Annotated in this window: 25 protein-coding genes; 9 read left to right on the top strand and 16 right to left on the bottom strand. The window is 61.1% G+C overall.

Annotated features, from left to right (window positions below; genetic code table 11):
- Nucleotides 1-359: 359 nt before the first annotated feature.
- The 15 genes from KTR60_RS09320 to rpsJ all read right to left on the bottom strand — a co-directional run bounded on the left by KTR60_RS09320 (nt 360) and on the right by rpsJ (nt 7,414).
- Nucleotides 360-545 (bottom strand): type Z 30S ribosomal protein S14, encoded by a 186-nt coding sequence (locus tag KTR60_RS09320; protein ID WP_003940698.1) that lies wholly within the window; start codon nt 543-545, stop codon nt 360-362.
- 4 nt (nt 546-549) lie between these two features.
- Complete coding sequence (gene rplE / locus KTR60_RS09315) at nt 550-1,116, bottom strand: 50S ribosomal protein L5 (RefSeq protein ID WP_003940924.1); 567 nt, start codon at nt 1,114-1,116, stop codon at nt 550-552.
- A 1-nt stretch (nt 1,117) separates the two neighbouring features.
- A complete protein-coding gene (rplX, locus tag KTR60_RS09310) occupies nt 1,118-1,435 on the bottom strand; it encodes a 50S ribosomal protein L24 (protein WP_003941019.1) in 318 nt (105 codons plus the stop codon).
- Nucleotides 1,435-1,803, bottom strand: a complete 369-nt coding sequence (rplN, locus tag KTR60_RS09305; RefSeq protein WP_003940951.1) for a 50S ribosomal protein L14 — start codon at nt 1,801-1,803, stop codon at nt 1,435-1,437. The genes rplX and rplN overlap by 1 nt, the downstream gene beginning before the upstream one ends.
- Before the next feature lie 346 nt (nt 1,804-2,149).
- Nucleotides 2,150-2,431, bottom strand: a complete 282-nt coding sequence (gene rpsQ / locus KTR60_RS09300) for a 30S ribosomal protein S17 (protein WP_003941020.1) — start codon at nt 2,429-2,431, stop codon at nt 2,150-2,152.
- Nucleotides 2,428-2,664, bottom strand: coding sequence for a 50S ribosomal protein L29 (gene rpmC / locus KTR60_RS09295; RefSeq protein WP_003940734.1), 237 nt, complete (start codon nt 2,662-2,664; stop codon nt 2,428-2,430). The genes rpsQ and rpmC overlap by 4 nt, the downstream gene beginning before the upstream one ends.
- Nucleotides 2,664-3,080 carry a 50S ribosomal protein L16 gene (rplP, locus tag KTR60_RS09290; protein ID WP_003940899.1) on the bottom strand — a complete coding sequence of 139 codons (417 nt, stop codon included), beginning with the start codon at nt 3,078-3,080 and terminating at the stop codon, nt 2,664-2,666. Before rplP ends, rpmC begins: the two co-directional genes overlap by 1 nt.
- Before the next feature lie 3 nt (nt 3,081-3,083).
- Nucleotides 3,084-3,890 carry a 30S ribosomal protein S3 gene (gene rpsC / locus KTR60_RS09285; protein ID WP_003941003.1) on the bottom strand — a complete coding sequence of 269 codons (807 nt, stop codon included), beginning with the start codon at nt 3,888-3,890 and terminating at the stop codon, nt 3,084-3,086.
- Nucleotides 3,890-4,294: a 50S ribosomal protein L22 gene (gene rplV / locus KTR60_RS09280; RefSeq protein WP_003940717.1), complete on the bottom strand. Its 405-nt coding sequence runs from the start codon at nt 4,292-4,294 to the stop codon at nt 3,890-3,892. Before rplV ends, rpsC begins: the two co-directional genes overlap by 1 nt.
- Nucleotides 4,291-4,572, bottom strand: coding sequence for a 30S ribosomal protein S19 (rpsS, locus tag KTR60_RS09275; RefSeq protein WP_003940820.1), 282 nt, complete (start codon nt 4,570-4,572; stop codon nt 4,291-4,293). Before rpsS ends, rplV begins: the two co-directional genes overlap by 4 nt.
- A gap of 13 nt (nt 4,573-4,585) precedes the next feature.
- Nucleotides 4,586-5,422: a 50S ribosomal protein L2 gene (rplB, locus tag KTR60_RS09270; protein ID WP_003940895.1), complete on the bottom strand. Its 837-nt coding sequence runs from the start codon at nt 5,420-5,422 to the stop codon at nt 4,586-4,588.
- 39 nt (nt 5,423-5,461) lie between these two features.
- Nucleotides 5,462-5,767: a 50S ribosomal protein L23 gene (rplW, locus tag KTR60_RS09265; RefSeq protein WP_003940990.1), complete on the bottom strand. Its 306-nt coding sequence runs from the start codon at nt 5,765-5,767 to the stop codon at nt 5,462-5,464.
- Nucleotides 5,764-6,438 carry a 50S ribosomal protein L4 gene (gene rplD, locus KTR60_RS09260; protein WP_003940723.1) on the bottom strand — a complete coding sequence of 225 codons (675 nt, stop codon included), beginning with the start codon at nt 6,436-6,438 and terminating at the stop codon, nt 5,764-5,766. Before rplD ends, rplW begins: the two co-directional genes overlap by 4 nt.
- Complete coding sequence (gene rplC / locus KTR60_RS09255) at nt 6,435-7,091, bottom strand: 50S ribosomal protein L3 (RefSeq protein WP_003940826.1); 657 nt, start codon at nt 7,089-7,091, stop codon at nt 6,435-6,437. Before rplC ends, rplD begins: the two co-directional genes overlap by 4 nt.
- Nucleotides 7,092-7,108: 17 nt before the next feature.
- Entirely contained in the window at nt 7,109-7,414 is a 306-nt protein-coding gene (gene rpsJ, locus KTR60_RS09250) for a 30S ribosomal protein S10 (protein WP_003938093.1), read from the bottom strand.
- 552 nt (nt 7,415-7,966) lie between these two features.
- Here rpsJ and KTR60_RS09245 point away from each other — a divergent pair.
- From KTR60_RS09245 to KTR60_RS09225, 5 genes are all read left to right on the top strand, one after another.
- Nucleotides 7,967-8,443 (top strand): hotdog fold domain-containing protein, encoded by a 477-nt coding sequence (locus KTR60_RS09245; protein WP_003940943.1) that lies wholly within the window; start codon nt 7,967-7,969, stop codon nt 8,441-8,443.
- 85 nt (nt 8,444-8,528) lie between these two features.
- Entirely contained in the window at nt 8,529-9,053 is a 525-nt protein-coding gene (locus tag KTR60_RS09240) for a chorismate mutase family protein (RefSeq protein ID WP_019747551.1), read from the top strand.
- Nucleotides 9,050-11,134, top strand: a complete 2,085-nt coding sequence (gene pabB / locus KTR60_RS09235; RefSeq protein ID WP_007728560.1) for an aminodeoxychorismate synthase component I — start codon at nt 9,050-9,052, stop codon at nt 11,132-11,134. Before KTR60_RS09240 ends, pabB begins: the two co-directional genes overlap by 4 nt.
- Nucleotides 11,135-11,142: 8 nt before the next feature.
- On the top strand, nt 11,143-12,042 hold the full coding sequence (locus tag KTR60_RS09230) for a prephenate dehydrogenase dimerization domain-containing protein (protein ID WP_228402058.1): 900 nt from the start codon (nt 11,143-11,145) through the stop codon (nt 12,040-12,042).
- A 6-nt stretch (nt 12,043-12,048) separates the two neighbouring features.
- Nucleotides 12,049-12,993, top strand: coding sequence for a diiron oxygenase (locus KTR60_RS09225; protein WP_228402057.1), 945 nt, complete (start codon nt 12,049-12,051; stop codon nt 12,991-12,993).
- Between the two features lie 7 nt (nt 12,994-13,000).
- On the opposite strand, the gene KTR60_RS09220 is transcribed toward KTR60_RS09225, so the two are convergent.
- Nucleotides 13,001-13,855, bottom strand: a complete 855-nt coding sequence (locus KTR60_RS09220; RefSeq protein ID WP_228402056.1) for a glycosyltransferase family 2 protein — start codon at nt 13,853-13,855, stop codon at nt 13,001-13,003.
- Between the two features lie 434 nt (nt 13,856-14,289).
- On the opposite strand from KTR60_RS09220, the gene KTR60_RS09215 reads away from it, so the two are divergent.
- The 4 genes from KTR60_RS09215 to KTR60_RS09200 all read left to right on the top strand — a co-directional run bounded on the left by KTR60_RS09215 (nt 14,290) and on the right by KTR60_RS09200 (nt 18,174).
- Entirely contained in the window at nt 14,290-15,270 is a 981-nt protein-coding gene (locus tag KTR60_RS09215) for an ATP-binding cassette domain-containing protein (RefSeq protein WP_228402055.1), read from the top strand.
- A complete protein-coding gene (locus KTR60_RS09210; RefSeq protein ID WP_228402054.1) occupies nt 15,267-16,130 on the top strand; it encodes an ABC transporter permease in 864 nt (287 codons plus the stop codon). Before KTR60_RS09215 ends, KTR60_RS09210 begins: the two co-directional genes overlap by 4 nt.
- Nucleotides 16,130-16,984: an ABC transporter permease gene (locus KTR60_RS09205; RefSeq protein WP_047888604.1), complete on the top strand. Its 855-nt coding sequence runs from the start codon at nt 16,130-16,132 to the stop codon at nt 16,982-16,984. The genes KTR60_RS09210 and KTR60_RS09205 overlap by 1 nt, the downstream gene beginning before the upstream one ends.
- 140 nt (nt 16,985-17,124) lie before the next feature.
- Nucleotides 17,125-18,174, top strand: coding sequence for an alpha/beta hydrolase (locus KTR60_RS09200; protein ID WP_228402053.1), 1,050 nt, complete (start codon nt 17,125-17,127; stop codon nt 18,172-18,174).
- Nucleotides 18,175-18,411 lie beyond the last annotated feature (237 nt).

The following is an 18,411-nucleotide window of genomic DNA, read 5'->3' as shown; positions in this document are numbered from 1 at the left end:
CTTGTGTCAGACGGCGTAAGTTACCGCACCGAGCTGAACGCATGCGTCAGCCACGGCAACCGCTCTAGTGTAGGGAACTTTGGCGCAGGTGTCCACCGGGATCCCATGTCGCCTCCCCCACTGCCGCCCGAAGGATGCGATCGGGAAGCTATCGACGCACCCCGAAATCTGAACTGCTCGTTCGGCACCGAAGAACGACACCGACGAACGATGATCGCTTTCAACCAGAGTCGCAGCGGGGCAGTTCTTTTCAGGATCGGCACGATTCACATCTCGATGAAAAACACGAATGGGCGTGGGTTCCAAAGGAACCCACGCCCATTCACATGCGTGGTGTGACGAAGCCCGAGGGCCTCAGATCACCAAGAGCTCTTGCGAACTCCGGGAAGCTCGCCGGCGTGAGCCATCTCGCGAACGCAGATACGGCACAAGCCGAACTTGCGGAACACCGAGTGCGGGCGACCGCACCGCTGGCAGCGGGTGTAGGCGCGAACCGCGAACTTGGGCTTCTTGTTGGCCTTGTTGACCAATGCCTTCTTAGCCATGCGCTCAGTTCTCCTTGAACGGGAAGCCGAGGTGCTTGAGCAGTGCACGGCCTTCTTCGTTGTTGGTTGCGGTGGTCACGACGGTGATGTCCATGCCGCGGGGGCGATCGATCTTGTCCACGTCGATCTCGTGGAACATCGACTGCTCGTTGAGGCCGAACGTGTAGTTGCCGTTGCCGTCGAACTGGTTGCCCGAGAGACCGCGGAAGTCGCGGATACGGGGCAGAGCGACAGACACGAGGCGGTCCAGGAACTCCCACATGCGGTCACCACGGAGGGTGACGCGTGCACCGATGGGCATACCTTCGCGGAGCTTGAACTGCGCGATGGACTTACGTGCCTTGCGGATCTCGGGCTTCTGGCCCGTGATCAGCGACAGGTCATGGACAGCGCCGTTGATCAGCTTGGCGTCACGGGCAGCGTCGCCGACGCCCATGTTGACGACAACCTTGACGACGCCGGGGATCTGCATGACGTTCGAGTAGTCGAACTCGCTGTTGAGCGCGTCCTTGATCTCAGCGCGGTAGCGTGCCTTGAGGCGCGGCTGGACCTTGTTTTCGGTGGAGGTCATGTCAGATGTCCTTCCCGTTCTTCCGGGAAATCCGAACGCGCTTGCCGGACTCTTCGTCGGTGCGGTAGCCCACGCGGGTGGGGTTTCCGTCCGAGTCGACGACTGCAACGTTGGAAACGTGGATCGGGGCTTCCTGCGTGACGATGCCGCCGGAGGATGCTCCGCGCTCGTTCGCGGAAACCGCGGTGTGCTTCTTGATTCGGTTCACGCCTTCGACGAGGACCTTGTCGGTCGCGGGGTAGGCCTGAATGACCTTCCCCTTCGCGCCCTTGTCCTTGCCGGCGATGACCAGAACGGTGTCACCCTTGTGCACCTTCATCACAGCACCTCCGGGGCAAGCGAAACGATCTTCATGAACTTCTTCTCGCGCAGCTCACGGCCGACGGGTCCGAAGATGCGGGTTCCACGGGGATCACTGTCAGCCTTGATGAGCACTGCAGCGTTCTCGTCGAACTTGATGTAGGAACCGTCCGGACGACGGCGCTCCTTGGTCGTGCGAACGATGACGGCCTTGACGACCTCACCCTTCTTGATGTTTCCACCGGGGATTGCGTCCTTGACGGTGGCGACGATGACGTCACCGATCCCGGCGTAGCGACGTGACGAACCGCCGAGAACGCGGATGCAAAGGATTTCCTTGGCACCCGTGTTATCAGCGACGCGAACTCGCGACTCCTGCTGAATCACTTGATCTCCCTAGACCTGGAATTTCGTGCGCAACGGATTACCGACCCGGTGCGCGCGGTCATTGTTGCCACCTGCGTCGTGTCTGAGCTGCAGTCCCACCGACTGACGTCGGGAGACGATCACTGCAAGCACCGTTCGAGCTGCGCACGTGAAGACACACCTCTGCCACAGGCAACCGTTCTATTGTAGGGAAGGGTTCACCGAATACCAAATCAGCCGTACTCGACGCAACTCGAACCCTTCGCCCGGAAAGCCCCGAAAGCCCCCGGAAAGCCGAATGGCCCACTCCCCCAAGGGGAAGCGGGCCATTCGGTGATACTCGATCAGCTCGAGGATTCGATCAGGCTTACTTGGCCTTTTCGAGGACCTCGACCAGACGCCAGTGCTTCGTCGCGGACAGCGGACGGGTTTCCATCAGCTGAACGCGGTCGCCGACGCCGGCAACGCCGTTCTCGTCGTGCGCCTTCACCTTGGTCGTACGGCGGATGATCTTGCCGTAGAGCTTGTGCTTGACGCGGTCTTCGAGCTCGACCACGATCGTCTTTTCCATCTTGTCGGACACGACGTATCCGACACGGACCTTACGGCTCGCGCGCTCTTCTGTGCTCACTGCTTTTTCCTCACTCATGCCGCGTCACCTGCATCCGGACCCACAGCGAGTCCGAGCTCACGCTCACGCAGGACGGTGTAGATGCGCGCGATCTCGTGACGAACGGTGCGCAGTCGTCGGTTGTTGTCCATCTGGCCGGTAGCCATCTGGAAACGAAGGTTGAAAAGCTCTTCCTTCGACTCACGGAGCCGGGTGACCAGCTCGTCTTCACTGAGCTCGCGGAGCTCTGCTGCTGGGGTTCCAGTAGCCATCAGAACTGCTCCTCTCTGGTCACGATCCGGCACTTGCACGGGAGCTTGTGCATCGCGCGGCGCAGGGCCTCACGAGCAATCTCCTCGTTGGGGTATGTCATCTCGAACAGAACGCGTCCGGGCTTGACGTTGGCAATCCACCACTCGGGCGAACCCTTACCGGAACCCATTCGGGTTTCGGCCGGCTTCTTCGTGAGGGGGCGATCCGGGAAGATGTTGATCCAGATCTTGCCGCCACGCTTGATGTGCCGAGTCATGGCGATACGAGCGGACTCGATCTGCCGGTTGGTGATGTAGGCAGGCTCGAGAGCCTGGATGCCGTAGTCACCGAAGGTCACCTGGGTACCGCCCTTGGCGGCACCCGAACGGCTCGGGTGGTGCTGCTTGCGGTGCTTGACCCGCCGTGGGATCAACATGCGTCAGCCCTCCTGATTCTGTTCAGTTGCGGGAGCATCGGCGGTTGCGGTCGCTGCGCGGCCGGCCTCGGTGCTGGTCGCAGTGGTACCGGTGGCACCGGAACGACGCGGACGGCTCGGACGCTCACGACGCGGGCGATCCCCGGCCGGTGCGGCCGTGTTGGCGGCGAGCTCACGCTTGCCACCGACGATGTCGCCCTTGTAGATCCAGACCTTGACGCCGATGCGACCGAAGGTGGTCTTGGCCTCGTAGAGGCCGTAGTCGATGTCCGCACGAAGCGTGTGCAGCGGCACACGGCCTTCGCGGTAGAACTCCGACCGGGACATCTCGGCGCCGCCGAGACGACCGGAGCACTGAACGCGGATTCCCTTGACGTTGGGCTGACGCATGGCCGACTGGATGGCCTTGCGCATTGCACGACGGAAGGCAACGCGGTTCGAGAGCTGCTCGGCCACACCCTGTGCGACGAGCTGTGCTTCAGCTTCTGCGTTCTTGACCTCGAGGATGTTCAGCTGAACCTGCTTGCCGGTCAGCTTCTCGAGCTCGGAGCGGATGCGATCGGCTTCGGCGCCGCGGCGGCCGATGACGATGCCCGGACGTGCAGTGTGGATGTCCACGCGAACACGGTCACGGGTGCGCTCGATTTCGACCTTCGCGATTCCTGCGCGCTCCATGCCGGTGGCGAGGAGCTTACGGATCGCGACGTCTTCCTTGACGTACTCCGCGTACTGCTTGTCTGCGTACCAGCGAGACTTCCAGTCGGTGGTGATGCCGAGACGGAAGCCGTGCGGGTTGATTTTCTGGCCCACTACTGAGCACTTCCCTTCCGGCGATTACGGGTCGATGTTCCGGTCTTCGGCAGGCTCTCCACGATCACGGTGATGTGACTGGTGCGCTTGCGAATACGGAACGCACGTCCCTGTGCACGCGGCTGGAACCGCTTGAGGGTCGCGCCCTCGTCCACGAACGCCGTAGCAACGACAAGCGTGCTGGGGTCGAGGTCGAGGTTGTTCTCGGCGTTGGCTGCTGCGGAGGCGATCACCTTGGCGACCGGCTCGCTCGCTGCCTGCGGCGCGAACTTCAGGATGTTCAGGGCGTCTTCAACCGAGCGCCCGCGGACCAGGTCCACAACTCGACGTGCCTTCATCGGCGTAACGCGAACGTGCTTCGCTACAGCCTTGGCAGTCGGGTTGGCGGTTTCGGTGTTGCTCATCGCCTCTTCGCCTTCCGATCATCCTTGATGTGACCCTTGAACGTGCGGGTCGGTGCAAACTCTCCGAGCTTGTGTCCGACCATGGAGTCGGAAACGAACACGGGGACGTGCTTGCGGCCGTCGTGAACTGCAAACGTGTGGCCGATGAAGTCCGGGATGATTGTCGAACGACGGGACCAGGTCTTGATGACCTGCTTGGTTCCCTTTTCGTTCTGTACATCCACCTTCGCGAGGAGGTGGTCATCGACGAACGGGCCCTTCTTAAGGCTGCGTGGCATCCTTCACTCCCTCCTAGCGCTTGTTCTTGCCGGTGCGGCGGCGACGGACGATCATCTTGTCGCTTGCCTTGTTCTTGCGGGTACGGCCTTCAGGCTTACCCCACGGGCTGACCGGGTGGCGTCCACCTGAGGTCTTGCCCTCGCCGCCACCGTGCGGGTGGTCGACCGGGTTCATCACGACACCACGAACGGTCGGGCGCTTGCCCTTCCAACGCATACGGCCGGCCTTGCCCCAGTTGATGTTCGACTGCTCGGCGTTGCCGACCTCGCCGACGGATGCGCGGCAGCGCACGTCGACGCGACGGATTTCACCGGAAGGCATACGCAGCGTGGCGTAGCTGCCTTCCTTACCGAGGAGCTGGATGCTGGCGCCTGCGGAACGAGCCATCTTGGCTCCGCCGCCGGGACGCAGTTCCACACCGTGGATGGTGGTACCAGTCGGGATGTTGCGCAGCGGCAGGTTGTTGCCCGGCTTGATGTCGGCGCCTGCACCGGACTCGACCGGTGAACCCTGCACCAGGCCCTTGGGGGCGATGATGTAGCGCTTCTCACCGTCTGCGTAATGCAGGAGTGCGATGTTTGCTGTGCGGTTGGGGTCGTACTCGATGTGAGCGACCTTTGCCGGGATGCCGTCCTTGTCGTTGCGACGGAAATCGATCAGTCGGTATGCACGCTTGTGTCCGCCACCCTTGTGACGGGTGGTGATACGACCGTGTGCGTTACGTCCACCGCGACCGTGCAGCGGGCGAACCAGCGACTTCTCGGGGGTCGACCGAGTGATCTCGGCGAAGTCCGAGACGCTCGAGCCACGACGGCCCGGTGTTGTCGGCTTGTACTTACGGATTGCCATGAGTCTTCTCGTCCTCTATGTCTCGTCAAGTCCCGGCGCTTACGCGACCGGTCCTCCGAAGATCTCGATGGGCTTGCTGTCAGCGGACAGGGTCACGAGCGCGCGCTTGGTGTCCTTGCGCTTGCCGTAACCGAATCGGGTCCGCTTACGCTTGCCCTGACGGTTGGCGGTGTTGACGCTGGTCACCTTGACGCCGAAGACCTTCTCGACGGCAATCTTGATCTGCGTCTTGTTCGAGTCCGGGTGCACCAGGAAGGTGTAGGTGCCTTCCTCGATCAGTCCGTAGGACTTCTCGGAGATGACCGGAGCGAGCAGGATGTCGCGGGGGTCAGCGATGGTGCTCACTTGGCGTCCTCCTTGTTCTGAGCGCTCTCTGCGGGCCCGTGGATGAACGCGTTGAGTGCCTCGACGCTGAACACGACATCGTCTGCATTGAGCACGTCGTAGGTGTTGAGCTGGTCGGGTGCAATGGGATGCACGCCTTCCAGGTTCTGCACGCTCTTCCAAGCGGCTACATCCTGGCGACCCACGACGAGCAGCAGCTTCTTGCGATCCGAAATCTCGCCGAGGAACGCGATTGCGCCCTTGGTCGAAGGCGTCTGCCCTGCAACCAGTTCGGTGATGACGTGGATGCGCTCGTTGCGTGCGCGGTCAGAGAGGGCTCCGCGAAGAGCGGCTGCCTTCATCTTCTTGGGGGTGCGCTGGCTGTAGTCACGCGGCTGCGGGCCGTGAACGGTTCCGCCGCCGACGAACTGCGGTGCGCGAGTCGAGCCCTGGCGTGCGCGGCCGGTGCCCTTCTGGCGGTACGGCTTCTTGCCACCGCCGCGGACGTCGCCGCGGGTCTTGGTGGAGTGGGTTCCCTGACGAGCAGCTGCGAGCTGCGCGACGACAACCTGATGGAGAAGCGCGATGTTGGCCGGAGCGTCGAAGATCTCAGCGGGGAGATCGACGGTGCCGTTGGTCTTGCCGCCGGCGACCTTGACGTCCAGGGTCAACTTGGTCTCGGTGCTGGTCATGCCCGTGCACCACCCTTCACTGCACTCTTGACGATCACGAGGCCGCCCTTGCGGCCGGGGATCGCACCCTTGATCAGCAGCAGGCCGTTCTCTGCATCCACCTTGTGGACCGAGAGGTTCTGCGTCGTGATGCGGTCGCTACCCATGCGTCCGGACATGCGCATGCCCTTGAACACGCGGCCGGGAGTTGCACAGCCACCGATGGAGCCCGGGCGGCGGTGAACAGCCTGGGTACCGTGCGACGCGCCCTGTCCCTTGAAGCCGTGACGCTTCATGGTTCCGGCGAAGCCCTTGCCCTTGCTGGTTCCGGTGACGTCGACGTATGCGCCGTCCTCGAAGACCTCGGCGGTGAGCTCCTGGCCGACCTCGTAGTCGGAGGTGTCCGCAACGCGGAGCTCCACTACGTGGCGACGCGGGGTCACACCAGCCTTGGTGAACTGGCCGGAAGTCGGCTTGTTCACCTTGCGCGGGTCGATGGCGCCGAACGCGAGCTGAACGGCGCTGTAGCCGTCACGCTCTTCGGTACGGATCTGGGTTACGACGTTCGGCCCAGCCTTCACGACGGTGACCGGGACAACCCGGTTGTTCTCGTCGAAGACCTGGGTCATGCCGAGCTTGGTGCCCAGGATTCCCTTGATCTTGGTATCAGTCATTGTTTTTGTCTCCGCCGTCACTGAATGTTCACGTCGACACTGGCCGGAAGGTCGATGCGCATGAGCGCGTCAACCGTCTTCGGCGTCGGGTCGAGAATGTCGATCAGCCGCTTGTGAGTACGCATCTCGAAGTGCTCGCGCGAGTCCTTGTACTTGTGCGGCGAGCGGATGACGCAATATACGTTCTTCTCGGTCGGCAACGGCACAGGTCCAACGACGCGGGCACCCGTACGGGTTACCGTCTCGACGATCTTGCGCGCTGACGCGTCGATCGCCTCGTGGTCGTAGGCCTTGAGCCTGATGCGGATCTTTTGTCCCGCCACGCTTAGTGTCCTTTTCTTGCCGCGTTTCGTAGCCCGCCTGGTCAGGCTCGAGCTACCTCGTCTGCACAGTCCTTGCCTGGACGATGACACGACGAACACTGAAGCGATCGGGACCAAGTCCAAGTTCTCGGGAGTACCGAGATTCGGATCGAGATCAGGATCTGCTGCCGCTGTTCGTTTGTCATTGTTCTCCGGTACACGCGGTCGGGCGTGTCGCCTTCTCACTCATCCTGCGCCGGACAATCTTTCGATTATCTGGCGCGTGATGCGTACCGGACGTGTTCGATGTCGAACACAAAGTAGGTACTGCTTCCGTCCTGCATTACTTCTCGTCTTGCATGGTCACAGTCGTTGACCCGATTACCCTGACGGGATCTGCGATCGATCGTCTGTGACGTCTTACCCTTACCCGATCACGGCCGCAATCGACCGCGTCCCGGACAAGGCAACCCGACCAGTATGCCGTACCTGGCCCAAATCCTCAACTCCCCCGAACTGCCTTTTCCGAGTGAGCTGCGCGACAACAACCTTACTCAGAAGTAAGATAGGCCTATGACTACCTCCAGCCCTACCTATCGCGGATGGCAGAAATTGCCGGACAATGCCCTCGGACATGCAGTTTTCTCGGCGGCGATGTCCATTCGCGTGCCCTATTTCGCCTCTGTTCTCCCCCGGGTGACCAAGTTGGAACCAGGGCTCTGCGAGGTCCGCTCCCCCAAATGGTGGGGCGTCCACAATCATCTCGGCACTTTCCACGCGATCGCTGCATGCAATCTCGCGGAGGTCGCAATGGGCATGCTGAGCGAAGCGACGGTTCCGAACTCGCACCGCTGGATCCCCAAGTCCATGAAGGTCGACTACCTCGCCAAGGCCGAGACCGGCCTGCGGGCGGTCGCCCGACTCGAGACTTTGCCGGACTTCGCGGCGATCGAGAGTGGCACGGAACTTCTCGTTCCCATCTCGATCTTCGACCGGGGCGGCAAGGAAGTAGTCCACGCCGAAATCACCACCTGGGTCTCCCCCAAGTAGGCACTCACGAACCCGCCTGCATCGCAACCTGATTCGCCCGCCAAACAGGTTTCGCAGAATTAGGCACCACCGCAGGTTTCGGCGAATGACGATCGTGGAACACCTCCCCGAACGGCGATGGTCGGTCGGGGTGCCGGTGTCCGGAGGTGGGTTGCGTTCCGGGCACCACATTGTCGACCTCGCGTCACGCCGAGCACCGGGAGGCCTCGTGGAAGAGTTCTTGACCACAACGAGTTCCGAAGCAGGCACGCAGACCTCGTCGTATCCGGACGAGGCCGAGGGATTGGACAGCTTCCGGCGCGACCTCGACGCCATCGACGCTCTACTTCTCGAGACGGTGCGGCAGCGGCTGGAACTCTGCCTGCGCATCGGCGAGTGGAAGCGCTCCCGCGAGGTTCCGATGATGCAACCCGGCCGCGTCCGCCTCGTGCAGGAGCGGGCGCGTGAATTCGCCCGTAGACACGACCTCTCCCCAGACTTCTTCAACGCCCTGTACGAGCTGATGATTGCCGAGACCTGTCGACTCGAAGACCTGGTGATCAACGCACCTGTTGAGGAGGAGGACACTGTTCGGGAATCCGTCGGACCGAGATCAGGATCATCGACATGAGTTCCCGCACCCTTCTGGTGGACAATTACGACTCGTTCACCTACAACCTGTTCACCCTGTTGACCGAGGTCAACGGGGTTGTGCCGACCGTGGTCCGCAACGACGCGGATTGGGATTCCCTCGATCTCGCGTCATACGACAACGTGGTCATCTCCCCAGGTCCCGGCCGGCCGGATCGCGACCGTGATTTCGGAATCAGCCGCCGTTTCATCGAAGAAGCGCCTCTCCCACTTCTCGGTGTCTGTCTCGGCCACCAGGGCCTGTGCGAGTTGTTCGGCGCGGACGTGGTGGTTGCGCCCGTACCGATGCACGGCCGAATTTCGCTGATCGATCACGACGGCTCGGGCATCTTTGCCGGACTTCCGTCGCCGTTCCGAGCTGTTCGCTACCACTCGTTGACCGTCGAGAATCTGCCGAACGCCTTCGTTCGTACCGCGTGGACGTCCGACGGTCTGCTCATGGGTGTCCGGCACCGGACCAAGCCGATGTGGGGAGTTCAGTTCCATCCGGAGTCCATCAGCACCGAGTTCGGCATAGATTTGCTCGCGAACTTCCGCGATCTGTCCGTCGGACGCACTCTGGATTCGGTGATCCGACCCGAACCTGTTCCGCAAACACCCGACCTGCGGCCGGCGATCAACTACGACGTCGACGACGTGACTCTCGATTTTGCAGTGGACCCGTCGGCGGCCTATGCAGCACTGTTCGCCGACGGCCCGAACGCGTTCTGGCTGGACCGCGCGGCAACCGCAGAGCCGAGTGCGCGCTTTTCGATTCTCGGCGATTCGTCGGGGCCGCTGGCCGAGTTCATCACGTACGACGTGCAAGCCGAGGTACTGACTGTCAGCCGAAAAGGCTTGTCCGACGAGCACATTCGAGTTCCTTTCTTCGATTACTTGGACGCACAACTCTCGACACGCTTCGTGCCCTCGCATCCGGAACTCGACTTCAACCTCGGCTACGTGGGCTACCTCGGCTACGAACTGAAAGCACAGACCGGAGGAAGGGCAGTCCATCCGGCACCCACTCCTGATGCCGCTCTGGTGTTTGCCGATCGCGCCGTCGTCATCGATCACACCGCGGGCCGCACTCACGTTTTGAGATTGCGCGAGAAAGTCCGCGACGCCGGCTATGACGATTGGCTCGAATCGACCGTCGACACCTTGGCGCGGATCGGCGCGGACCTTCCGGAACGCACCCCGGTTCCGCTGATCAGCGACACCGTCTGGACGCAGGCTCGCCTTCGGCATGATCGCGATCAGTACCTGTCGTTGATCGGAACGGCCCTCTCGGAGATCCGGGCGGGTGAGTCCTACGAGGTGTGTCTGACCAACATGGCGAGCGTCGACGAGACGATCGATGCACAGCAGGCGTTCGAGTATCTGCGCTCGATCAATCCGACGCCGTACAGCGCACTTCTCGACTTCACCGGCATCTCGGTGGTCTCGGCCTCGCCTGAGCGGTTCCTTCGTGTCGACTCGGCCGGCAACGTCGAGTCCAAGCCGATCAAAGGGACCCGCCCGCGCGGCGTCACCCGAGCGCGTGATGCTGCCCTACGGCAGGACCTGCTCGACAGCGAGAAGGACCGCGCCGAGAACCTGATGATCGTGGACCTCACCCGCAACGACCTCACCAAGGTCTGCGTTCCGGGAAGTGTCCACGTTCCGAGGCTGTTCGCGATCGAGTCGTACTCGTCCGTTCACCAAATGGTGTCGACGGTGCGCGGACACCTGAGTCCGGGGTCGTCGGCGGTGGACTGTGTGCGTGCCGCGTTCCCCGGTGGATCGATGACCGGCGCCCCGAAGGTACGGACGATGGAGATCATCGACCGCCTCGAATCAGGCCCACGTGGGGTCTACTCGGGATCGATCGGGTACTTCGCGCTCGGTGGCGCCGCGGACCTCTCGATCGTGATCCGGTCGCTGGTCTGCACCGAGAGCGGCGTGACCTTCGGAATCGGCGGTGCCATCACAGCGTTGTCCGATCCGGAAGAAGAATTCGACGAGACCACGGTCAAGGCGTCCACGCTGCTCCGTGCGCTCGATGCGGTGTCCTCGCGGGTCCTCGAGTACGGCGGGTAGATCCAGCCATGACGGCGGCATCAGGCACAGCGACGGTTGTCGGCGGGCTGGGTGCCGTCGGATCCATGTTCGTCGAACTGCTTCGCGCCGGGGGGTCGACCGTCACCGTCGTCGACCCAGCAGGCAGCGATCCCGACGGAGATGTAGTCGTCGGAGACATCACGAAACCCAGTGAGCAAGTCCTCGCGCACGTGGAGTCCTCGCGCATCATCGTGCTCGCGGTTCCCGAACAGGTCGCTCTAGCCGCACTACCGAGCCTTCGGACATCCGGCGCTCTCGTTGTGGACACGCTGTCGGTCAAATCGCGGATGGACGCAGCAATCGCCGACGCCGGCCGAGAAGGGGAATTCCTCGGACTCAACCCCATGTTCCGTCCGTCGCTCGGGCCACGCGGTCGGGCCGTCATCGCAGTGCCGTACGTCGGCGGTCCGCAGTCCGACAGATTCCTCGACATCGTGCGCTCGTGGGGAGCGTCGGTCGCGGTGATGGACGCCGATCGTCACGACCGGTTGGCTGCGGCCACCCAGGTTCTGACACACGCGTCGGTGCTGGCTTTCGGCGTTGCCCTGGCCGAACTCGGAGTTTCCGCCGACGATCTCCTCGCGGTCGCCCCTCCCCCGCATCGGGCCTTGCTCGCGCTCCTGGCACGTGTAGCCGGCGGCGAACCGGAGGTGTACTGGGACGTACAAGCGGGCAATCCGTGCGCAGGTGCGACACGAAAAGCACTGTTCGATGCCACCGCACAGGTGGACAGGGCGGCCGAGACCCTCGGCGACTTCACGACGCTGATGAAAACCGCCGACGCAGCGCTCGACAATCGCTCAGGCGAATTGAACTCGGAGTGCCAGAGCTTGTTCGATCGCATTGCCGAAGGGCACAGGGAGATCGCCGAAGGGCACAGAGAGTAGGGCACGATGAGACCTGGAGTGAGTCCGCCCAGCCTCCCGGAGTACGACGCCTCCGATCCGGTCGAGAGTGCAATCGTCCGCCGCCTTGCGAGCAATTGGGCGCGCCGGGCAACCGTGAAGAAGGCGGAGCCGGAACTGGACGATCTCTTCGATTCGTCGTTGTCCGACTACCCCGAAGAACTTCTCCCGTTCGCGGAGCATCCGACCTACCTGGCATTGAGCCCCGAGCAGAAGCAACGCCTGCAAGCCTGGGCATGGATCGCGTTCAACAAGAACGTCATGGACATCGAGAAGTACGTCGTCAATCCCGGCTTCGACGTTCTCGCCGAAGACCGACTCGGCGTCGGTCTCGGAGATTGGGCTGCAGTGGCGGTCAATCAAGCGATGGTCGACGAGCAATATCACACGCTCATGCACTTCAATGCCAGTTCAGCGACCCGTCGAGGCAGGGGCTGGGGGCTGCCGACCAAGGCATTGCCCGACGTCCTGACGGTCCGCACGCGGGCGCAAGCCCTCGACGCAGCCGGTGATCCGCGCAAGATCGCGCTGACACAGTTGGCGTTCATGACCGTCGCCGAGGTGTCGATCACCGCATACCTCGACCTGATCTCGGACGACCCGGGCGTGCAGTCGATCAACCGCGCGACCATTCGGTTGCACGCTCGCGACGAGTACTGCCATGCCTCGATTGCCGGGGAACTGGCGGTGCTGGTCTGGGATTCCTTGGATCGTGGAGATCGCAGCTATCTACTGGAAGGCTTCGAGGGCGCCATGCGCGCTTTCAGCGGGACCGACTTCGGCGCGTGGCGAGCAATCATGGAGATCGAAGCCATACCCGGCGGACAGAAGATGCTCGATGATGTCGCGTTGGAACCGAGCAACGAACTGTTCGTACAGGATTACAGCGGTATCGAGAGGTTGTACAAGACCTTGAATCTGGACAGGATGTAGCCGACTCTCACGAATCCACGGGCATAGTGCGGGCTCCGGAACCTGACAGCAGTTTCCGCCATGACAGCCGATCGGTTTGCCGGTCGTACATTCGGTACGCCGGCCACATCAGAGCATGCAGAATTGACGACTTGAGAATCATCAAACGTAGTCGTGCAGTCATAGCCTGGTGATACTCGAGCGTTGTCACCGAAGCCTTGTTGTATGACAGAAACTCGATGGGTCCAGTCTCTCCCCTTCGGCCGGAGATTTCGCTCCGCATGTCCAGGTCAGTGCCGAACTGCATCCCTGCCTTCACCAGGCACAGCGACAGATCCACGTCTTCGTGAATGTCGGTGCGATCACTGACCTTGTCGCGGATCGAGCGCCACGACGTCGCCCGAATCGCCATATTCGAACCAGTCAGTGCGTGCGCAGGTTTGATTCCGTGGAAATCGCCACGGGCCTCGGCTTTGTTCACCGCTGCTCGCTGAAGCCCTGAAAACGGTGACTCGTAAAACAACGAGAAACCGGTAACGGCATCAAGATCATGAGAAGCGAAGGAACTTCGAACCGCTCGCGCCCATCCTGGTGCGACACGCGAATCCGCATCGACCCTACCGATGAATTCACCCACTGCGATGTCGAACCCGGCATTACGAGCATGAACAACGCCTTGACGCGGTTCGACAAGATATCGGACTCGAGAATCCCGCTGCTCGAAAGAACGCACGATTTCAGGGGTGCGGTCGGTGGAATTGTTGTCGACAACAATTATCTCGAGTATTTCGTCCCCTTGACGAGAGAGGGACTCCAAACACCCGGCGATGTAATCCTCCTCGTTGTACACGGGAACCACCACTGACAACGTGCCGATATCCATGAGCAGTAGGCTACCTCGCCAGAGTGAGTCGACTTGATGATCGAGTCAGGGGTGCCCGTCGATCGAGTACGAACTCGTCATACTCGACGAGCACTCAGCACGCGCGAACACAGTTCACACCTGTCGGCGATCCGAAATCAGGCCAGGCACCGGACACTGTGCGATATCGCACATTCCCGTCGGTCGACCTGACCTCGGCTTCTCGCCAAGCTGCACATTTGCATCACTCCGCACCGCGCGAAGGCCGGACCGAGGTTGTCCCTCCGGTAACATCCACTGTGCATCCGGAGATAGACGTACAAGGTTCCCGCAACCACTGGGACCCTTACCAGTGACTCCGGCTCGGGCTACGGCTTGCTCGAGAAAGGACATGGCCGAGAAGCCCTGTCCAAGCACAGCTCGGCCCGAACATCCATGTAGACAGCGGAGAATTGATGCCCTTATCGACGGACGCGGCGGTAGTCGTGGAGGACGTTCACAAGTCCTTCAAGGATGTACACGCATTGCGTGGCATCAACTTCCAAGCTCCCAAGGGCACAGTGCTCGGCATCCTTGGACCCAACGGCGCAGGTAAGACCACCACCGTCAAGGTTCTGTCCACGTTGATTCGGCCTGACCGCGGCGTCGCAATGGTTGCCGGATACGACGTCGCTCGAAACCCAGCCGACGTTCGCCGTTCGATCATGATGACTGGCCAATTCGCCGCACTCGACGACGCACTCACCGGACGCGAGAACATCGAACTGTTCGCTCGCCTGATGGGTCTCGATCGCGCATCCGCCAGGCAACGAGCCGTGGAACTTCTCGAAGAATTCGATCTAGTGGAAGCTGGGGGGCGAGTTGTTGCAGGGTACTCGGGCGGCATGCGACGACGCATCGACATTGCGTGCGGATTGGTGGTGAGGCCAGAAGTCGTATTTCTCGACGAGCCGACGACTGGACTGGACCCTCGCAGCCGCCAGAGCGTGTGGAACCTCGTGCAGACTTTGAAAGAGCAAGGCATCACGGTTCTGCTGACCACTCAGTACCTCGAGGAAGCTGACCTTCTCAGCGACAACATCATTGTCATCGACAAAGGATCCGTCATCGCGGAGGGGACCGCCAACGAATTGAAGGCACGAACCGGCGCGAGCTTCTGCGAAATCGTTCCCGCTGAGACAAGCTTGCTGGGACCAGCAGCCAACGCGTTGGGTAATTTGGTTCCGCCGGACTTCCGCTTCGATCTGGCAGTCGAGAACGGCCGAATTGCAATTCCCGCACCCCGTGGTTCTGCAACCCTTGCAGAAGCCCTGCGGCGTCTCGATCACGCACGGATACCACTCGCGGACATCGCCCTGCGCAGGCCTTCACTTGACGACGTGTTCCTGTCGTTGACGGGGCAGTCGCGTCCGAGCGAAACAAGCGATGCGCCGTGACCACGACGACGAAGTACGCAACTCAAGATCTTGCCTTGAAACAGGTAGGTCAACGGTCCATCACGGTGCCAAATGCAGCTCGCATCGGGCGTCATCGTCGTCCGCAGCCGTCCGCTGTAACACAGTGGTGGACACTTACCGGCCGTACCGTTCGCGCAATGATCCGCCGGCACGAATTGCTCGTCGCAATCGTCGCGCCCTTGATCTTCACGGTCGGCTTTTATCTGCCTCTCAAGTTCGTAATGCAGCTGCAGGGCATCAATTACGCACAGTTTTTGATGCCGATCATCGTCTTGCAGGCGATGGCCTTCACTTCGATCTCAGCGGCGCAGATGTCGGCGACCGAACGCATCACTGGCTTCAGCAGTCGGATGCAAACCATGCCGGTATTCGGCCCGGTTCCACTGTTTTCGCGGATGAGTAGTGGATTCCTCCGGTCCGTCGTCTCACTGACAGCAGCTCTGATCTACGGATATGCGATCGGATTTCGCTTCGTCGGTGGTCTGTCACAGGCCGTACTCTTCTGCGTGATCGCGTTGACTTTCAGTACGTGTTTGTCGCTCGGTGGCGATGCAATCGGCTCACTGTCGAAGAGCCCGCAAGCAACCAGTCAGGCATTGACACTTCCCCAATTGATCCTCGGGATGCTCTCGTGTGGATTTGTTCCGGAGAGCGGATTCCCGGAATGGATCAGACCCTTCGTACGCAATCAGCCCGTATCTCAGTTCTCCTACGCCATGCGTGACCTGGCTGCCGGCAGCCTCACCCCGAATACCTTGGTACCAGTCGCGGCTTGGTCGATCGGGTTGATAGCGATATGCGGGCCTCTCGCATACTGGGCAAGTACGAGGCGAGTGTGATGAGTTCTCTTGAAAAGAGCGAGGAAATACGCAGCGGGCGGACACTCGCTTTCCCACTACCCGACGCTGCACTACCTGAAAGTTCGGCTGGCGCGCTCTGGACACACAGCCTCATACAGGCGAAACGCCTTCTGATCACTTGGGCGCGCGATCCTTCGACCACAATCCAAGCGCTCGTTTACCCCGCGTTGACCTTGATCATGTTTCGCGTTGTTCTGGGTAATTCCATCACCGCTGCCACCGGGCAATCGAGTATCTATGGGACAGTCCCGCTCATCATTCTCGTGGGAGCGATGTTCGGTTCGATCGCCAGCGCAGTGGGCTTGCGGGGCGAGAGGAAGAGCGGTCTGCTCGCTCGTTTCTGGACGCTTCCCGCACACCGCGCATCGGGCCTAGTGGGCCGGATGATGGCCGAAGCCGTTCGAGTTCTACTGACCACGATCGTCATCATCGGCGTAGGTTATGCCGTCGGGTTCCGGTTCACTCAGGGCCCGCTTGCGGCAGCGGCAATGATACTTCTACCCATCGCATTCGGCATTGGGTTCGCGGTAATGGTCACGGCTCTCGCCACGATGTCCGAAAATGTCCCTCTCGTCGAATTGGTTTCCATTGGGTGCACCCTGCTGATGTTCTTCAACAGCGGTTTTGTCCCGACAATGGCATATCCGGTCTGGCTTCAACCCGTAATTGCCGCACAACCGATGTCCGTCGCAGTCGACGCTATGCGCGGACTTTCACTCGGAGGGCCGGTCCTGGTGCCAGTTCTGAAAATGCTTGCCTGGTCAGCGGGAATGATCGCAGTATTTCTATATCCTGCGATTCGGGGTTACCGCCGGGCTGCGGAGACTTCATGACAGACGCATCCAGCGAGTGTGGCCTCATACCAGAATTTGAATATCTAAATACGCTAACAGTCCACAAACAATAACCGACTTAATGCTCTGAATGCGACAAGGTCGCAATCGACAATGAATCAACCGAAAGGTATGAGGTCTTGACGCGAAATTCCACTTCCTGGCGACGCACCGTACAGATCGGTGTACTGGCTGTTGCCAGCTCACTGATCACAGCCGGTCTCGCGCAGGCCACCCCCGCGCGCGTCGGTGGCGACTCATCCGAAACAGCGTCGACGGGCTCTTACGTCAAGTCCGTCGAGAAGGTCAATGACCGTCAACTCGTAGTCAATGTTTATGCGGCGTCGATGGACAAGGTCATTCCGATCCAGGTCATCACTCCCGCTGACAATTCCGAGCCTCGCCCGATCGTGTATCTACTGAACGGTGCCGGCGGCGGGGAAGACGCTGCTACGTGGGAAAGGCAAACCGACGTAGTCGAGTTCTTTGCCGACAAGAACGTGAACGTCGCCACTCCTGTCGGCGGTCGACTCTCGTACTACACGGACTGGGAGAAGGACGACCCCAAGGCTGGACGCAATAAGTGGTCGACCTTCCTGGGCAAAGAATTGCCTCCGTTGTTGAACGAAGAGCTGGGGAGCAACGGTAAGCAAGCCATCTCGGCCATCTCGATGTCCGGTACGTCGGTACTGAACTTGGCGATCGAGTACCCCGGTTTCTACAGTTCTGTTGCCGCTTACAGTGGCTGCGCACAGACCAGCGATCCCCTCGGACAAGCATTCGTCCGGACGACCACGGAATGGATCGGCGGAGTCGACGACATCACCAATATGTGGGGACCGCTGGACGGGCCAGGATGGGTCGAACACGATCCGCTCGTCAACGCCGAGAAGCTACGTGGGACACCGATCTACATGAGCACGGGCAACGGACTTCCCGGAATTCCGAACGACACCTTCCTCAACCCACGCCTGAGCGATGGTCGCGCGTACACCGAGAACCAGATCATCATCGGCGGCCCAATCGAAGCAGCGACCAACCTTTGCACTTCGAACATGGCCAAGCGCCTGTATGAATTGAACATTCCGGCAGTTGTCGATTTCCAGCCGGTAGGGACCCACTCGTGGGGCTACTGGCAGGATCAGCTGCACAAGTCGTGGCCGTTCATCGCCGGCTCGCTCGGAATCTGATCAACGCCCGATCTGCCTCGAAGGCCACCTGATCGCTACACGCCCGACGCGGCGTGTCCGTACAGGCGGCCTTCGTCGTAGTGTGCTGTTTCACTTACCGAACGCACGAAGTTAGACATGTATTGCTGCACAACCTGCGGCTGCGCCGATTCGTTCGACGCACGCCTGACACACAGTCATGAGTACGACAGCGGAATCGGTTCATGGATCCGGAGTTTGCGGTATCTGGATTGCCGG

Source organism: Rhodococcus sp. C1 (assembly GCF_020809065.1).
Classification (GTDB): domain Bacteria; phylum Actinomycetota; class Actinomycetes; order Mycobacteriales; family Mycobacteriaceae; genus Rhodococcus_F; species Rhodococcus_F qingshengii.
The sequence above is the reverse complement of the archived record's forward strand: the minus strand, read 5'-3'. Positions and strand labels throughout refer to the sequence as shown.

What these genes read in the sequence shown, in the direction of transcription:
- KTR60_RS09320 (WP_003940698.1), bottom strand. Translation starts at nt 545, where the DNA reads ATGGCTAAGAAGGCATTGGTCAACAAGGCCAACAAGAAGCCCAAGTTC.
- rplE (WP_003940924.1), bottom strand. Translation starts at nt 1,116, where the DNA reads ATGACCTCCACCGAAAACAAGGTCCAGCCGCGCCTCAAGGCACGCTAC.
- rplX (WP_003941019.1), bottom strand. Translation starts at nt 1,435, where the DNA reads ATGAAGGTGCACAAGGGTGACACCGTTCTGGTCATCGCCGGCAAGGAC.
- rpsQ (WP_003941020.1), bottom strand. Translation starts at nt 2,431, where the DNA reads ATGAGTGAGGAAAAAGCAGTGAGCACAGAAGAGCGCGCGAGCCGTAAG.
- rpmC (WP_003940734.1), bottom strand. Translation starts at nt 2,664, where the DNA reads ATGGCTACTGGAACCCCAGCAGCAGAGCTCCGCGAGCTCAGTGAAGAC.
- rplP (WP_003940899.1), bottom strand. Translation starts at nt 3,080, where the DNA reads ATGTTGATCCCACGGCGGGTCAAGCACCGCAAGCAGCACCACCCGAGC.
- rplV (WP_003940717.1), bottom strand. Translation starts at nt 4,294, where the DNA reads ATGAGCAACACCGAAACCGCCAACCCGACTGCCAAGGCTGTAGCGAAG.
- rpsS (WP_003940820.1), bottom strand. Translation starts at nt 4,572, where the DNA reads ATGCCACGCAGCCTTAAGAAGGGCCCGTTCGTCGATGACCACCTCCTC.
- rplB (WP_003940895.1), bottom strand. Translation starts at nt 5,422, where the DNA reads ATGGCAATCCGTAAGTACAAGCCGACAACACCGGGCCGTCGTGGCTCG.
- rplD (WP_003940723.1), bottom strand. Translation starts at nt 6,438, where the DNA reads ATGACCAGCACCGAGACCAAGTTGACCCTGGACGTCAAGGTCGCCGGC.
- rplC (WP_003940826.1), bottom strand. Translation starts at nt 7,091, where the DNA reads ATGACTGATACCAAGATCAAGGGAATCCTGGGCACCAAGCTCGGCATG.
- KTR60_RS09245 (WP_003940943.1), top strand. Translation starts at nt 7,967, where the DNA reads ATGACTACCTCCAGCCCTACCTATCGCGGATGGCAGAAATTGCCGGAC.
- KTR60_RS09240 (WP_019747551.1), top strand. Translation starts at nt 8,529, where the DNA reads ATGACGATCGTGGAACACCTCCCCGAACGGCGATGGTCGGTCGGGGTG.
- pabB (WP_007728560.1), top strand. Translation starts at nt 9,050, where the DNA reads ATGAGTTCCCGCACCCTTCTGGTGGACAATTACGACTCGTTCACCTAC.
- KTR60_RS09230 (WP_228402058.1), top strand. Translation starts at nt 11,143, where the DNA reads ATGACGGCGGCATCAGGCACAGCGACGGTTGTCGGCGGGCTGGGTGCC.
- KTR60_RS09225 (WP_228402057.1), top strand. Translation starts at nt 12,049, where the DNA reads ATGAGACCTGGAGTGAGTCCGCCCAGCCTCCCGGAGTACGACGCCTCC.
- KTR60_RS09220 (WP_228402056.1), bottom strand. Translation starts at nt 13,855, where the DNA reads ATGGATATCGGCACGTTGTCAGTGGTGGTTCCCGTGTACAACGAGGAG.
- KTR60_RS09215 (WP_228402055.1), top strand. Translation starts at nt 14,290, where the DNA reads ATGCCCTTATCGACGGACGCGGCGGTAGTCGTGGAGGACGTTCACAAG.
- KTR60_RS09205 (WP_047888604.1), top strand. Translation starts at nt 16,130, where the DNA reads ATGAGTTCTCTTGAAAAGAGCGAGGAAATACGCAGCGGGCGGACACTC.